Source organism: Pectobacterium sp. A5351 (genome assembly GCF_028335745.1).
Lineage (GTDB): Bacteria > Pseudomonadota > Gammaproteobacteria > Enterobacterales > Enterobacteriaceae > Pectobacterium.
In genome coordinates this window covers 2,659,727-2,676,150 of sequence record NZ_CP116477.1, presented here as the reverse complement: position 1 = coordinate 2,676,150, position 16,424 = coordinate 2,659,727, and the positions used below count along the sequence as shown (strand labels likewise).

Sequence of the window (16,424 nt, the reverse complement as noted above, 5' to 3'; positions counted from 1 at the left end):
GTATACCCGTCTTAATTAAAATGGCAGATTTGTATTTACTATAATAATGTTTCCTCCTCAGTTCGAATAAATCACGGAATCGATAAATAAAACTATATATTAATTATGTGCCGACCATTAATCATATGATGTTCTGCCATTTTTATTTCCTCCGGCCTCCGCTTGGGATGAGCGGTATTTAGCATAAACGCTGTTTAATCATCGGTATGAAAACGCTATTAAGGGTTAATTATGGAAAGTAGTTCTACTGGACTTGAAGTTGCCGTCGTGGGTATGGCTGGGCAGTTTCCCGGTGCTGATAATGTGAGTGAATTCTGGACGCTATTGCGTAATGGCACCGAAGGCGTCAGTTCATTTTCTGCCGATGAACTTAAAGCAAGCGGCGTGCCGGAGGATATCTTCACACGGGAAAATTATGTTCCTGTCAAAGGCGTAATTAATCAACCTTATCACTTTGCCGCTGATTATTTTGGTGTTCACCACGCTGATGCAACGCGAATGGATCCGCAAATCCGTCTGATGATTGAAAGTTGCTGGCAGGCCCTTAACCACGCCGGCATTGAACCGAAAAACTATGTGGGTAAAGTAGGCATTTTTGCTGGGGGAAGCAGTCAGTGGTCTTGGTTTCATGAGTTGAATACCCAGTTTAGTTCCACCGCAGAACAGTTTCATGTCGCAACTCTGAACGATCCTTCTTTTTGTACCCGCATATCCTGGTTGCTGAATTTACGTGGTCCCTCTGTGACGTTGCAGACCGCCTGTTCGACGTCCCTGGTGGCGATTCATATGGCGTGTCAGGCGTTACAGGCTGGCGAATGCGAGGTGGCGCTGGCAGGCGGCGTAAGTGTGACGCATCCTCACCGTAGCGGTTATCTTTGGCAGGAGGGCATGATTAACAGCCCCGATGGCAAAACACGTGTTTTTGATGAGCAGGCTTGCGGTACCGTGTTTAGCAACGGCGTCGGCGTAGTGGCGTTAAAGCGCCTTGATGATGCCATCAATAATGGCGACAGAATTTTCGCCATTATTAAGGGGAGCGCCGTTAATAATGACGGTGGCGATAAAATCAGCTTTACCGCTCCGAGTGAATTAGGTCAGCAGGGCGTCATCAGCGATGCGTTGGACTATGCTGAAGTTGATGCGGAGCAAATTAGCTATATTGAAGCGCATGGCACGGGCACGTTATTGGGCGATCCGATTGAGGTCGCGGCGTTGAAACGTATTTTTCACCGTAGCCGTGCATGTGCTTTAGGATCGGTTAAGTCGAATGTAGGTCACTGCGATGCGGCGGCTGGCGTGACGTCCTTTATCAAGGTGGTGCTGTGCGCTTATTTCAATACGCTGGTTCCTTCGCTGCACGTTAACCGGATTAACCCCAAGCTGGATCTGGAGAATTCCCCGTTCTATGTCAACACCGAAACCAAGCCTTGGCCGGCTAACGATCGCGGCGTGCGTATGGCGGGCGTCAGTGCATTTGGTGTAGGGGGGACCAATGCGCACATTATCGTACAGGACTATCCAGGTCATGAGGCACCATCAAATACGGCGCTGTTGTATCAAACGTTGCCGAACCGTCAGGCGTTTCGGGTGGCGAGTTTGACCACGTGTGAGCAACGGCGACCTGAACCCGTGACGACAGCGCGGCAAAATTCTGTGCCACCTGATTTACAGCAGGCCCTCCTGGATACTGTACAAGATCATTTCGCCAAAACATCGGTGTTGCCTGAGGATAACTTCTTCGATATTGGTGCCAGTTCGCTCGATATCACGCAATTGCACAGCAAAATTAATGCCGCCTACGGTCTGAACCTGAAACTCAGTGATTATTATCGTTACCCAAATTGCGGTAAATTAGCCCGATATATTGGCGACCAGCAGCAGGCCAGCGCAGCAGCGAGTAATACGCCTTATGTGAAGAAAACAACGCCTCATGCCGCTGTAAGTAACGCCTCTTATGATTACCCTCAACATGCGATTGCCGTTGTCGGCGTGAGTGGCCGCTTTCCAGGCAGTGAGAATATTGATACCTACTGGCGTAACCTGTTGGCTGGGCAGGAGGGGATCAGTTTCTTTTCTGATGAGGAACTACTGTCTGTTGGTGTGCCGCAAGCATCGTTAAAGATGAAAAATTATATCAAGGCGAAAGGCGTGCTTGCCGATTCGTTTGCCTTCGATGCTGACGCTTTCTCTTACAGCGTACGAGAATCTCAATACATGGATCCACAGCTTCGTCTGCTACATGAAGCGGTGTGGCAGGTACTGGACGATGCCGGATACGGTAATCAGAAATATCGACCAGTGACGGGACTTTTCGCCTCCTGTGGCTCTAACCATACATGGCTGGAGCAGCTTAAAAATGAAATATCCGATCCAACGGAACAGTTTGGCGTCGCATTGCTGAACGATCGTGAATTTTTAACCACGCGAATCGCTTATAAGCTCAACCTGACCGGTCCTGCGGTGACGGTACAAAGTGCGTGTTCCAGTTCGGCATTGGCTATTACTCTGGCCTGTCAGAGCCTGCGCTCTGCACAATGCGACCTTGCTCTGGCAGGCGGTGTGTCTGTCACCACGCCAGTGAAAAGCGGCTACCTGTACATGCCGGGGATGATCAACAGCGCCGATGGTCACTGCCGCCCCTTTAGCACCGAAGCCAGCGGCACGGTATTTAGCGATGGTGTTGGGATGGTGGCTTTAAAACGCCTGGAGGATGCGTTGCGGGACAATGACAACCTCTACGGTGTCATTTCCGGTTTTGGTGTGAATAACGATGGGCATGACAAAACTGGCTATACCGCCCCCAGTGCGAGTGGGCAGGCTAACTGTATTCGCCAATCTTTGCGTATGGCCGAGGTTGAAGCCAGCGATATTGAGTTTATCGAAGCGCATGGTACCGCGACCCTGATTGGCGATGAAATTGAAATCGAAGGGCTTAAGGAAGCCATTGGCGGTGTTGAGCACCCCTGCGTGTTAGGAAGTGTTAAATCTAACATCGGCCATACCAACACCGCTGCTGGGGTGGCCAGTTTTATCAAAGCGGTCCTCGCGCTCAAACACAATACCTTACCTATGTCATGCCACGTAACAGACACGAGCCCCGTATCACTGGCCGGTAGCCGCTTTAGTTTAATCAAGGCATCAAGGCCGTGGCGCAGCGATGATAAGGTGAAAAGTGCTGGGGTTAGCTCTTTTGGCATTGGTGGAACCAATGTGCATTTAACGGTGCAGTCTATCGTTTCCCAGAAAACATTAGGAAAAGACCGCTCAGAACTGATTGTTCTGTCGGGAAAAAGTCGCCAGAGGCTGGAGCAGACGGCGCACGCATTATGCGACGCTCTCAAGACGAAGTCTGATAACGTTAACCTGACAGATCTTGCTTACACATTACAACTGGGGCGTGGCGAGTTCACTGTGCGGGCGGCGATAGTGGCAGAGGATATCCCGTCGCTGATCGATGAATTGTCTCGTCTGGCCAAGGGTGAGATGCAGAGCCGCGAGGTTAATGCCTCTGCCCCCGGTGTCGTATTTATGTTCCCTGGGCAAGGTGCGCAGTATGTCGCGATGGCACAGGGCTGGTATCAGGAATTGCCGGAATTTAAACGTATCGTCGATGAGTGTCATGCCCATTTATTGCAGAATTTTGATATCGATCTGCTCGCACTTTTATATGGCGAAGGGGATGAGGATACACGGTCACGGGATCTGCAAAATACGTATATTACTCAACCCGTTATCTTTGTTGTTTCCTATGCGTTGGCGAAGTGTCTGGAGAATTTCGGTATCCGTGCCAGCGCGATGATTGGGCACAGCATTGGTGAATATGTCGCAGCTAGTCTGGCGGGCGTGATGACCCTGACTGAGGCGCTGACACTCGTTGCATCTCGTGGCCGCATTATGCAGGCGTGTCAGCCGGGAGCGATGCTTAGCGTGGTTGCCAGTCGGGACGAAATTATGCCATTTCTGACCGATGATGTGACGCTGGCGACAGTCAACTCGCCAGTTTCATGCGTTATCGCGGGGCCTATTGCGTCGCTTAATACTGTGCAAGCGTTGCTGGAGGCAAACCATTATCGCTGTCGCTTGCTAAAGACATCACATGCCTTCCACACGGCGATGATGCAGCCCGGTGTGGCGGCATTCCGTACTGAGTTGGAGAAAGTCGCGTTTAATGCGCCGCAGTCAGGATTCCTGTCTAACGTCAGCGGCAACTGGATTACGCCGGAAGAAGCCTGTTCCGTGGAGTATTGGATAAACCATTTGTGCCAACCTGTTGAATTTCAGCGCGGTATAGAAGCTTGTCTGCAACAGCCTAAATTAAACGTGTTTCTTGAAGTTGGACCTGGTCGCACGTTGTCTACGTTTGTCAGGCAAATTGCCGGAGCGGAGGCGAAAATATCTGTGCTGAATTTGTTACGCCACCCGCTTGAGGAGATTAGTGACCGGCACTGCTTGCTGAACGTGTTGGGCGAACTGTGGACTCGCGGAGAGACGCTGGTGTGGCCAGCATTCTACCAGTCGGTGTCCGCAGGGCGAATCAGCCTGCCTGGCTATCAGTTTGTTGACACAATGGCGGCGGTATCGCGTGATGATCAGATACGCGAAACGCGGTTATCAGAATGCGCGATCGTGAAAAAGCCAGTGACGGAATGGCTGTATAACGAGCAGTGGCAACCGATCTCATTACACACAACGTCTGTGCGGCAGGCGAACGTGGTGCTCTGTTTTGCGCCAGACCTCGACTGGTGTGATCGACTGCGTGAGCATTTTGCTGCTTCAGGACAGCAGGTTCGCTTTGTTGTCCCTGCTGCCGAGTATTACGTCGATGATAAATGTTTTGGCGCGGTTCCGGGGGAGCGAGAGAGTTTCAACCAGTTGCTGGCCGCACTTTCACAGTCTGATTTTGTTGCTGATACGGTGGTCTTTGCCTGGCCGCTGGGTGAAAACACAGCGATGAATACGTGCTGGTTTTCCGTCATCGCTTTGATACAGGCGTGGACGGCATCGGGGATTACCGCGCCGTACCGCTTGCTGATGGTGAAAGCCGCAGTAGCTGAACAGGCACTGTTCAACGGTTTGGTTAAGGTTATTGCGCAGGAAGTGCCGAAATGTTGTCCCCGCCTGCTTGAAGTGATGGCCGATGCGCCAGCCGAACAGGTGTGTGTGATGATTACTGAGGAACTTTGTACCGATGACGCGCGGCTGATGGTGAAAAGAACGCCGCAGGCTCGTTTTGAGAAGTGCTACCAGCCAGTGGCCAACGATGGCGCGGTGCCCACTACAAGATTCAGGCAGCGCGGCGTGTATCTGATCACCGGCGGGTTGGGGGATCTGGGGGAACTGTTTGCCCGGTATTTGATGACGCGCTATGACGCCAGAGTGATTCTCGTGGGACGCCGGGTTTTACCCCCCCAGGATACGTGGGCGCACGTTTCCAGCCATGGAGTTGACGCGGAGGGGGTTGCGAAGCTGTCTGCCCTCACGGCGTTAGGCGTAGGTGAAGTCGAGTATTACGCGGCGGACGTTGGTAATAAAAAAGCAATGGGCGAGCTTCTGGAGGCCATTAATACGCGCTATGGGGCGCTTAACGGCGTGATCTGTGCGGCGGGTGTGACGCGAGGAGATTCTTTCCAGGGTATTAATCATTTGACGCTTGGGCACAGCCAGCCCCAGTTTGATACTAAAGTGAGGGCTTTTCAGACTCTGTCGGAACTGCTTGCTGACCAACCTATTGATTTTTGTCTGCTATGTTCATCTATTGCCGCTATTCTTGGCGGGTTGAGCTTCTCTGCTTATAGTTCGGTGAGCGCTTTTGCGGATAGCTTCGCACAGGAGCAAAATCGGCAGGGTCGCCCTTGGGTCAGTGTCAATTGGGATGGGTGGATCTTTGAACGCCGTCAGGCTGGCGATGCGTTAGGCAGTTCGCTGGAGCAGCTGTTGATTGAGCCGGAAGAGGGATTGGCTATTCTGGAGCGTGTTCTGCAAGCGCCGTTAAACGGACAGGTGAGTGTTTCTACTGGCGATCTCAACCTACGTTTTAATCAGTGGGTCGGAAACCATGTTCGGCCTTTTGTATATGACTCACGTGTCGTACAGGCGAAACCCGGACTGACTCAGCAGCAGGTCTTCATCACCATCGTGGATATCTGTAAGGATTTTCTGAAAATCAGCGAGATAGAGGGTCAGGACAACTTCTTTAAGCTGGGTGCGAACTCGTTAGATTTAGTGCAGATTAATCAGCGAATTACCGACGCTTTGGCTATCGCTCTCTCTGTTGTGGATATGTTCAGCTACCCGACGCCAGAAGCGCTGGCGAACTTTATCATCAAGCAACACAGCGTGGCGGTTGACGCGGCATCTGTTGAGCCGGAAGTGGCAACGCCTCAGGTGGTGAATAGAGAGGGCACGCGTCCTCTGGGAAGCACTGAGATTAACGCTAATCATATAGCGATTATCGGCATGGCGGGGAGCTTCCCGGGTGCTGAGAATATCCATGACTTTTGGCAGAACCTTACGCAAGGGAAGGAATCACTTTCCACTTTCAGCAAAGAAGAGCTGTTGGAAGAGGGGATCGATGCCGAACTGTTGGCGCATCCCGGCTATGTCAAAATGAAAGGCGTCTTTCCTCATGTAGGCGAATTCGATGCTGAATTTTTCGGCTATACGCCATTTGAAGCAAGGCAGATGGATCCACAGGTACGCGCATTTCATACGGCCTGTTGGCAGGCATTGCAGGATGCTCGTATCAGCCCGGCAGCCAGAGCTAAAAAAATTGGCCTGTATGCCGCCGCTTCAGGCAATTTACAGTGGTTAGCGCAGGCGATGGCCACTGCGGAGGGAAGTGCGGGTCAGTATAGTACGATGACCGTTGCAGATAAGGATTATATGGCGACAAGTGTTGCCTATAAGCTAAATCTGACCGGCCCAGCCCTGGTGTTGTCAACGGCCTGTTCTTCCTCGTTAGTGGCAGTGAATGAGGCAATCCAGTCGTTAAAGACGGGCGCGTGTGATATTGCGCTGGCAGGCGGTGTTTCGATCACGCTGCCTGCCAAATCAGGCTATCTGGCAGAAGAGGGGATGATTCATTCTGCTGAAGGGCACTGTCGTCCGTTTGATATTCTGGCGGATGGTACGGTGTTCGGGGACGGCGTGGGAGTCGTGGTTTTAAAACCGCTACGGCAGGCATTGCAGGATAACGACGCCATTTATGCCACCATTATAGGCTCTGCGACTAATAATGACGGCGCCAACAAGGTTGGATTTACCGCTCCAGGTAGTCAGGGACAGACGGCGGTTATTCAGGAAGCGTTGCAAGATGCGCGGATTTCCGCGGAATCATTGAGTTTTGTTGAGGCTCATGGTACAGGAACGCACCTGGGGGATCCGATTGAATTTCGAGCACTCCGTCAGGCCTTCGCCACTGACAAGCGTAATTATTGCAAGCTGGGTAGCGTTAAATCCAATATCGGACATCTGAATGCCGCTGCCGGTATCGCTGGCCTGATTAAAGCGGCACTGGCGCTGAAATATAAGGAGCTTCCGGCGAGCATTAATTTCTCCCGAATCAATGCGGAAATCGATATTGCTAATAGCCCATTCGTCATTAATAACCAGTACAGCCAGCTTGATGATTCCGCTGGGCCACTGCGTGCGGGCGTCAGTTCATTTGGTATCGGCGGTACTAACGCGCACCTGATACTGGAGCAGGCGCCAGCGACGATGACTGACGTGCAACTTCGCGATGAGATACCGCTTTTACCGCTGATGTTTTCGGCGCAGGACGAGGTATCGCTGGATAGTTACAGACAGCAGATAAAGCGGGTGATTGAGTGTGGTACTGATACCGATCATATTAATGCCATCGCGTTAAGCCTGATGCAGCGCGAAGTCATGCCCTGCCTGTTTGTTGCCTGCGCATCCGATCGGAAAAGTCTGTTACAGCGCCTTGATATGCCGTCTTCTGACGTTGTCTTCAATCATGTGCCTGCTGCTGAGCGTAAGCTTGTCTTCCTCTTTCCTGGTCAGGGGATGCAGTATGCGGCGATGGGGCGCGATCTTTATCGTACTAATACATTATTCAAACACTGGTGCGAGCGCGGATTCGTGGCGGCAAAGGGATACTGTGCGATTGACTTGCAGCAACTTTTCCTTGCCGACGATGACGATACGAACTGGTTCAATACTGAATATGCTCAACCAATAATTTTCATCGTTGAGTACGCGTTGGTGCAACTATTAGCCGCCTGGGGAGTTAAGCCGTCGGCGATGATCGGCCATAGTCTGGGAGAATACGTGGCGGCAGCGGTGGCGGGGGTATTTTCCTTCGACGATGCGGTCCGCATGGTCTGCGCACGTGGGCGTCTGATGAATGCGACAGAACAGGCCGCTATGCTGTTGGTCATGTGTCCGGTGGATGTGGCAGAAAGTTTGCTCTGTGGCAGCCTGGATGTGGCGTTGGATAATAGCAGCGGGCTGTGTGTGATTGCGGGGTCTGAAGAGGAAATCAGCACGTTTGCGCAACGCTGCGCACAGAGAGATATCAAAACCCGGTACTTGAAGGTTAACCGTGCCTTCCACTCGCGGACTATGGATCCGATTCTGGCGGACTATGCGCAAGTGCTGGAGACGATAACTTTTGCTGAACCGAGCGTGCCGGTGGTCTCTAACGTTACCGGCCAGCTATGCGGTACTAAAACGCTCACCAATGCGGATTACTGGGTGCGCCAGATTCGTGAGCCGGTGCGGTTTACCGAAGGGCTTCGGCTGTTGCTGGCAGATAAGAACACGCTATTCCTTGAAGTGGGGCCGGGTAAGGGGCTGACATCGCTGGTGAAATCTCATGCGGACTGTCGGGAAAGCCATATTTGCCTCTCTCTAATCGGTGCGGGGCGGGATGAAACCAGCTCGCTAATGGAGACACTGGGGATGTTGTCGATGCTGCGAGTTAACGTTGATTGGCACAGTCACCTGCCGCTCTCTTCTACGCCTCCGATCAACATACCGCCGCAGCCGCTGCGAGGGAAAGTCTATCCGGCGGATGTGAAATTGCTACAGGCTATTTTTGCTGGCAACACCACCGCTTTTGTCGGACGCCCGAATGATGAACAGAGGGGCGCAGCGCCGACATTGAAAGCCATTTGGCAGAACGTACTTGGAATGAGTGATATCCGTGATGAGGATGACTTCCTTTCTCTCGGGGGAAATTCTCTGTCGGCAGTACAGGTTATTGCCAAAGCGAAATCGGCAGGCATGGCGTTGAATATCAATATGCTGCTTTCACAAACGAGCTTGCATCAGCTCCAACGGCAGGTCGGCGCTTCCGAGGCCTCATCCGAGGCAGCATGGCGATACAACACGGGTTTTAAACCGGAGTTTTACGACATCAGTGCGAGCTGTATTTATTCCGCCGCCAGAGAAGCGCTGAAGCATAATTATGGGCTGAGTTGCTCTGACTGTGTCATGCGTGCTGCGGATGGCAGTCTGTTGCTGGGGCTGACATTGACAGAAGAAAGCGGTGGGATGCAACTGAGCAATCAGCAGCATTATGGCGAATTGTTCGGCTGGCCCACACTCATGCAAACCTTCTCCTTCTCGTTTGAAAAACGTTTCCTTGCGGATCTGACCGACTATCGCGCTTACTGCCTCAGTGAATTGGATCAGGGCAGACTGGTCATTATCACGGGTTCCGATTATTACTTGCCGTTTTCTCCCTCCTATGGCCTGAGTAAGAGCGAGTATCTGCAACGACCGCTATTTGACGATATTACCGTTGATGAGGACGAACTGATCCCACATGCCTTCGTTTTGGTGGGGCTCACCGAGGGCGGCTATCAGGTTTACGATGGCAGCTTCGGCTATTTTGGCGAAATTAGCGAACAGGAATTTTCGCAGACGGCGATCGGCTTTCGGGGGCTCGATTTTATGCAGGCCAGCGAAGTCTATCAGAAATCCCGTCCCTGGCTGGTGATATCGTTGTCGCACAGCGGCACATTTCCTCCGCAGGAGGAATTGGTGACAGCGACGCTCACGCGCACGTTGTCTGATTTGCAGGCCAGTGCTGCTATTCTCGACCAGACGGGAAAACAGCATTATATCGGGATGAAAGCGATAGACCGTTTGCTGGAAGAACCTGAACGGTTAATGGCGATGCCGGTAGAAGCGCGCCAGCGGTTTATCCAGCGCTGGGTGTCTCAATTGGTATTGCTTGAGCGTTTAGTGAGGCAGTCCACGACCGCGAGTTCATCAACGCTGATTGAACCGTTATCTGAATTGCGCCAGGCGCGAGACATACTGAGTAATGTTGATGAGCAAGGCGTCAGCGCAGCGTTGACAGGGTTAAGACACTCCCTGAAGTGTCTCATTGATAGCCTGATGTAACGTTACAGGCAGAGTGCTGCATCTAGCACTCTGCCCACCTCAGGAACGATAACGACCGAATTGTTGTTTGCCGTATCGCAACACAGATGGAATCGATATTTAATGGAGAGAGTATGCGGTGCTTGATTGCAAGTATGCTGCTGCTATTTTGCTCGTTGGCCGCCGCCGATGAGATATCAAAAAATAGCATCATGCAGTACATGGACTACGGTCATATACCCGAACTGGTTTTGGTGACGATAGATAAAAATAAACAAAGCAACATTATGTTGCTATCCAATAAACCTCAGGGAGGGGGGGAGACGCTAGATGATAAAACATTATTTGAGCTGGCTTCAGTAAGTAAATCGTTTACCGGAATGTTGGCCGCTAAATTAATGGATGCGGGAGTTATCTCTGCGAATACTACGATAAATTCAGTATTGACTTCCATGAAAACGCGATATCAATCAAACCAAGAAGATATAACATTTTCACAATTACTGAACCATACCTCCGGTATTCCGTTCAACAGCATTAACCTGCTTTATACCCATCCTGAATATTCCCTTGAGCAGGTGGTTGATCATATCGATTTGATTAATCTTGATGCCAAACCGGGAGAAAAATTCGCTTACGCAACGGCTAATTATGCTATTGCCGCACGAATGATGGAGAAGGTATCAGGTCGCACTTATGCGCAATTATTACAAGAGGAGATATTAACGCCGCTGGCGATGGAGCAGGCAACCGTTGCCATTGCCGACCATAAAGCGCAGGGGAACCAGATCGCTTTCCTGCGAGCCAGACCGTACGATGCGCCGTTTGTTTTCTCTAATGTACCTGCCGGTTATATTCAAACCAGTGCGCGGGATATGCTGCATTGGTTACAGTTTTTAACCCGCGGCGGTGTCAGCCCGGCGCTGCAACAAGCCAGAGAAACCGCTTTTTCAACGCACTTTGACGTTGATACTGGTGAAGATGAAAAAACGCGCTATTCGTTCGGCTGGTTTAAACAAGGCAGCCTGTTTTTTCATACTGGCATGAATCCCTCGTTTTCAAGCTATGTCTCCGTGGACACCGCGACCGGCGTGGCAACGGCCGTGATGGCAAATGTTAACAGCAATATTACCTTTGAGATTGGTAAACAGGTGATGCGCCAATTGAATCAAGGCGAATCTGTTCAGCCGCCAGACGAGATTAAAGATTTAACCCTATTTGATACCTACGATCGGTTTTTTATCGTTGGTAGCGCCGCGCTATTACTCATTTTCGCCGCTGTATTCATTAGGCTGAAGCGGGGGAAAACGCGGCAATGGGGACGAATCGGTTATTTTGCTTCAGCTACGGTAACGTGTGTTTTCGCCGTGTTGATTTTTCTTTTACTGAGTTTCCCCTCTTTGGTGGCCGGTCTTTCGTGGCGAACGTTATCAATATGGTTGCCGACGAGCTTCTGGATGTTTTATTCGCTGCTGCTGGTTTTCTTTATTTTCTATTTTGTGCGTTTTGTGCAATCGCTTTATCGCCGCAGGTCCGGGAAGTAAGGCAAATAGTCATTCGTCGAACATGGTGCAGTCAGGTTATTTTCAAGGGATAAGAGTATGACTTCAAGTCAAAAGTCTTTTGCTATGACAAGGATACAAAAAGGTATCTGGATTACCGAACTTAAATATCCGGGTACGAATATGTTTAATATCGGCGGCAGTTGTAGCGTCGCGAAAGCGTTAACGGTTCCACGTTTAATATGCGCTATAGAGAAAACAATCCGAGAAATACAATGTTTGAATTTTACACTAAACAATGATACTCCTCCTTTGTTAATCCAGTCCGAGCAGAAAAATATTGATATTGCCTTTAATGATTTCAGTCAGTCGGCACAGCCGCAGTTGGCATTTCAGCAGTGGCGCCAGCGTTGTTTATCCGAGCGGATAAATCTGAGCGTTTGCAGCTATTTTTTTTCTGCCTACAAGGTCACAGATTCTTATTATGGATTCCTGATTAAAGTGCATCACTTGGTGTGTGATGGCGTATCGATGCAGAATATTATTCGCAGAGTATGCGAAAATTACGATGACATCGATTCTGTCTCCGGTGTTCATTTAACCGCGGACGATCAGAGTTATTTCTTGCAGCTAGAAGATGATTATTTATCTGGCGCTCAGTATCAGCGCGATAAATTATTCTGGCGACAGACGCTGGCTGGGCGGATTGAAAGTAGTAATTTTATTTTAGGAAATCGCAGCATTTCACCCCGCTCGATGCGAGCGATTTATGCTATTCCTGCCGAGGTGGACAGTCAGATCAAACAGGCTTGTAGCACGCTGGGATGCACGGAAAGCCTATTTTATTACGCAGCGGTCGCGCTGATGCTTTCCCGCTTTACTGACAGCGAATGTGTTTCATTTGGTTTCCCGCTGCATGGTAGAAAAAAGGCCGATCTGAAAAGAAATGCAATGACGGTTTCTACCGTACCCGTGCAGATTCGCGTGGATGAATCAGCCAGCTTTGCCGATTTAATCAAAGGTGCATCGGCACAGAATAATCGGTTATATCGGCATCAAAAATATGATTACACGGAGCTTGTGCAGGACAATCGGATGCTTTACTCCGCCAACGCCCTGTTTGATGTCAGCTTTAATTATGCCAACACGCACTATGATGTGCAGTTAGCGGGACAGCCTCTTATCGTTGAGGATATCGCGCCTGGCGAACAGCATTACTCGATTCAGTTTTTATTTAAAGCGTTGGTAAATGGCGAAAAGACGGAAATTTATTGCGATTACAAGACTGAAGAGTACGAGCGCCAGCAAATAGATTCCACCGTTCAGTCTCTGCTGGCACTTCTTGAGGCGGTTAGCGCTAACCCGCACCGTCAACTGCTGACCCTTGCACCCTTACCTCAGCAGGATCTTCATCGTATTACAACCGCACATCTGAATGCGCCGCCTGCTGAGAGCAGCGTTGTCTCGCTGTTTTTTGCCGCAGCGAAGGAGAATGATGCACGGATTGCCGTTATTGATAGTCAGCAAACTCTTACCTATCGAGCGCTGGCGCAGCAGGTCTGCGATATCAGCGCGCATCTCTCCTCCGCAGGTGTGGAAGCTGGATCGCGCGTGGCTATTTTGTTGCCTAAAAGCGCTGAGCTGGTTGCCACCTTATTGGCGGTGATGGCGCTTGGCGCGGCCTATATTCCGCTGGAAAAAGATATGCCGCAGGAGCGGATTAACTATATTGTGCATGATAGTGAATGTGCTCTCGTCATTAGCTGCCAACAGTGGGCGGAGTTGCTGCCGTCAGGTATCCGCTGGTGCGATAGTGCGATATTTACCTCTGTCGCCACGAAAGCCGCTCTGCCCGATTTGGCGCTAAGCTGTCGACCAACGACACTGGCCTACCTGATTTATACCTCCGGTTCCACCGGGCAGCCAAAAGGCACTCTCATTCGTCATGCCGAATTAGTCAATTACTGCCAGTGGGCGGCCCGGCAATATTATCCCCACAAGTCAGATGTCGCCGCCTTCTATACCCCCTTGACGTTTGATTTGACTGTTACGTCACTGTTTCCGGCCTTGCTCGCCGGCGCGGCGATAAAAGTCTATACCGAGAATGAGAGTTTTATTCTCAACGATATTATTCAGGATGGCGTGGCGACCGTGGTGAAGTGTACGCCTTCACATTTACGCGCGATTCAGAATGAAACGGTGGGCAGAGAATGCGCCGTTAAACGTTTTGTGGTGGGGGGAGAGAATTTAAAAACCAGCGTGGCTAAAAGCACCTGGCATCAATTTGGCGGCAGAGTGGATATTTTGAATGAATACGGCCCAACTGAAACCGTCGTCGGTTGTATGATTCACCGCTTCGATCCGCAAAAAGACGTGGGATCTTCCGTTCCTATCGGCGAGCCCATTGATAATACGCAGATTTATATTGTTGACCGCTTTGGGCGACATTGCGCGCCTTACATGAAAGGGGAGATGATTATCGCGGGAAACGGGGTATCTGCCGGGTACTGGAATCGGAAAGAAATGACGCGACAGAAGTTTATCCGCGATAAATATTACCCTCAACAGCGCGCTTATCACTCCGGCGATCTCGCCTGGCGTACCGCCAACAGCGGCATTATCTACTCAGGACGCATTGATAATCAGGTCAAAATTCGCGGACACCGGATTGAAATCGAAGAGATTGAGGTAAAACTACTGGCGCATGAGGCAGTTCAGGACGGGACCATTTTAGTTGACGGCGTCGGCAGCGATACGGCAACGATTAAAGCGTTCGTGGTGTTGCAATCTGATGCCTCTATCAGCGCTGAGGATCTGAAACACTATCTTGCCGATCATTTGCTTCCCTATATGGTGCCGCAGTCCATTCAGTGCGTTGATGAAATCCCCCTCACTTTTAATGGCAAAATCGATAGCGCGAGGCTTCTTGCGTTGCAGCCTGATGAGGTGGTGACTGCAAACGCACAGCCGATGAATACGCTTGAACGTACCGTGTTTGAAGCATTTAAACGCGTACTGGGTGGAAGCCAGTTCTCAATGTACAGCGATTTTTATCAGGCAGGGGGCGATTCGATCAAAGCGATTCAACTGGTTACCCTGCTGCAAAAACACGGGTTGGCTGTGACGGCGAAAGATGTGTTGCAACTGCCGGTGCCGAAGTCGCTGTGCCATCTTATTGCGAGTCGCGTTCATCAGGCCAAAGAGACGTCACCCGCTCCGACGTCTTTCGCACCTACGCCGATTATAAAATGGTTCGGCGATTTATCTCTGCCCCGGCCGGAAATCTATCACCAGATGCTATGTGTTTCGCTACCGCAGGCTTTGGGGCAAGAGGCGCTGGCGTCTATTTTTGATCTGCTGGTGCAGGCTCACCCTATTCTGAATTGTGCGGTGAAAGATAATGATCTGATGTTACAGGTGAGGCAGGAAAAATGGCCTGGTATTCAGCGTGTAGCTGTTGGCGCGCCGGGACAGGCCGTTGCGGTGGCTGAGGCACTATTATCTCAGGCTCGCTGGCCAGAGGACGCGCTGTTCCAGGCTGTGCTGCTGGATGGGGAAAATAGCGTGGAGCAAGAGCTAATGCTGCTGGCACATCATTTGGTTATTGATGGCGTCTCCTGGCACCTGTTGATCGCTGATTTGACTACTCTGGTTGAACAGCACTTACAGCGGCAGACACTGAATTTACCCGCGGCCAACAACCATTACGCACAGTGGGTTGCATTTATTGATGGCGATGCGCACAAGGTAAGTGATGTGGAACGGGCCTTCTGGCAGGAGCAAATTAGCGCCACACCCTTGTTTGACAACCAGACTCGCGTGTCGGAATCCGCTACGCTTGGCCTGTTCAGTGTGACCCTCGCCGACGTAACGTTCGCCAGATTCACTTTGCTTTGTACTCGTCTGAAAATCAGGCCCAACGAACTGTTATTCTCCTTATACACCTATGCGCTGTTTAGGGTTTTCCACCAAAGCGAGTTTACTGTTGAAATTGAGGGCATTGGCCGCACTTCTGCACGGTGCGATATTGATTTAAGCCGTAACATCGGCTGGTTTACGGCGGTTTATCCGCTGAAATCATCCTGTAAAGAAGATATTTTTCAGCATATCAGACAAACGAAACGACATATTCGTCAGGTCAGCGACAATGGTATCGCCTGGCAAGCGATGCGTTATTCCCAGGGGGGAGAAAGATGGCAACGTCCAGGGAATTTACCCCGCTTTAACTATCTGGGAGACTTTTCTGATACGCATCACCAGAGCTCAGTGAATATTCGCTACATTCATCCTTACGCTATTTCAGCAGTGGAGAATGTTTACAGCGATGTACTGGATTTTAATATTTACTGGGAGGGAGAATGCAAAGTTAGTGTGAGCTACGTTGAGCAGGTTATTACGCCGCAACAGTTGAACGCTATAGTCGATAATATGGCGAATCAAATAAATAGGCTGATGGAATTAACTCCTGCTGATGCTATTCAATTTTATCTAAGCAGTGATTTCCCGACGATTTCTCTCACAGATTCTGAATTGGAAAAACTCGTCTTCGCATTACCCTCTTCTTAATTT

The 16,424-nt window shown here is 50.5% G+C and carries 3 protein-coding genes; all 3 read left to right on the top strand.

The features are described from left to right. Positions 1 to 231: 231 nt before the first annotated feature. The 3 genes from O1Q74_RS12425 to O1Q74_RS12415 all read left to right on the top strand — a co-directional run bounded on the left by O1Q74_RS12425 (position 232) and on the right by O1Q74_RS12415 (position 16,421). Positions 232 to 10,374 (top strand): type I polyketide synthase, encoded by a 10,143-nt coding sequence (locus tag O1Q74_RS12425; RefSeq protein ID WP_271873549.1) that lies wholly within the window; start codon positions 232 to 234, stop codon positions 10,372 to 10,374. A 134-nt stretch (positions 10,375 to 10,508) separates the two neighbouring features. After that, positions 10,509 to 11,897: a serine hydrolase domain-containing protein gene (locus O1Q74_RS12420; protein WP_271873548.1), complete on the top strand. Its 1,389-nt coding sequence runs from the start codon at positions 10,509 to 10,511 to the stop codon at positions 11,895 to 11,897. Positions 11,898 to 11,954: 57 nt separating this feature from the next. Then, entirely contained in the window at positions 11,955 to 16,421 is a 4,467-nt protein-coding gene (locus O1Q74_RS12415) for an amino acid adenylation domain-containing protein (protein WP_334311365.1), read from the top strand. The last annotated feature ends 3 nt before the right edge of the window (positions 16,422 to 16,424 follow it).

What these genes read in the sequence shown, in the direction of transcription:
- O1Q74_RS12420 (WP_271873548.1), top strand. Translation starts at nt 10,509, where the DNA reads ATGCTGCTGCTATTTTGCTCGTTGGCCGCCGCCGATGAGATATCAAAA.
- O1Q74_RS12415 (WP_334311365.1), top strand. Translation starts at nt 11,955, where the DNA reads ATGACTTCAAGTCAAAAGTCTTTTGCTATGACAAGGATACAAAAAGGT.
- O1Q74_RS12425 (WP_271873549.1), top strand. Translation starts at nt 232, where the DNA reads ATGGAAAGTAGTTCTACTGGACTTGAAGTTGCCGTCGTGGGTATGGCT.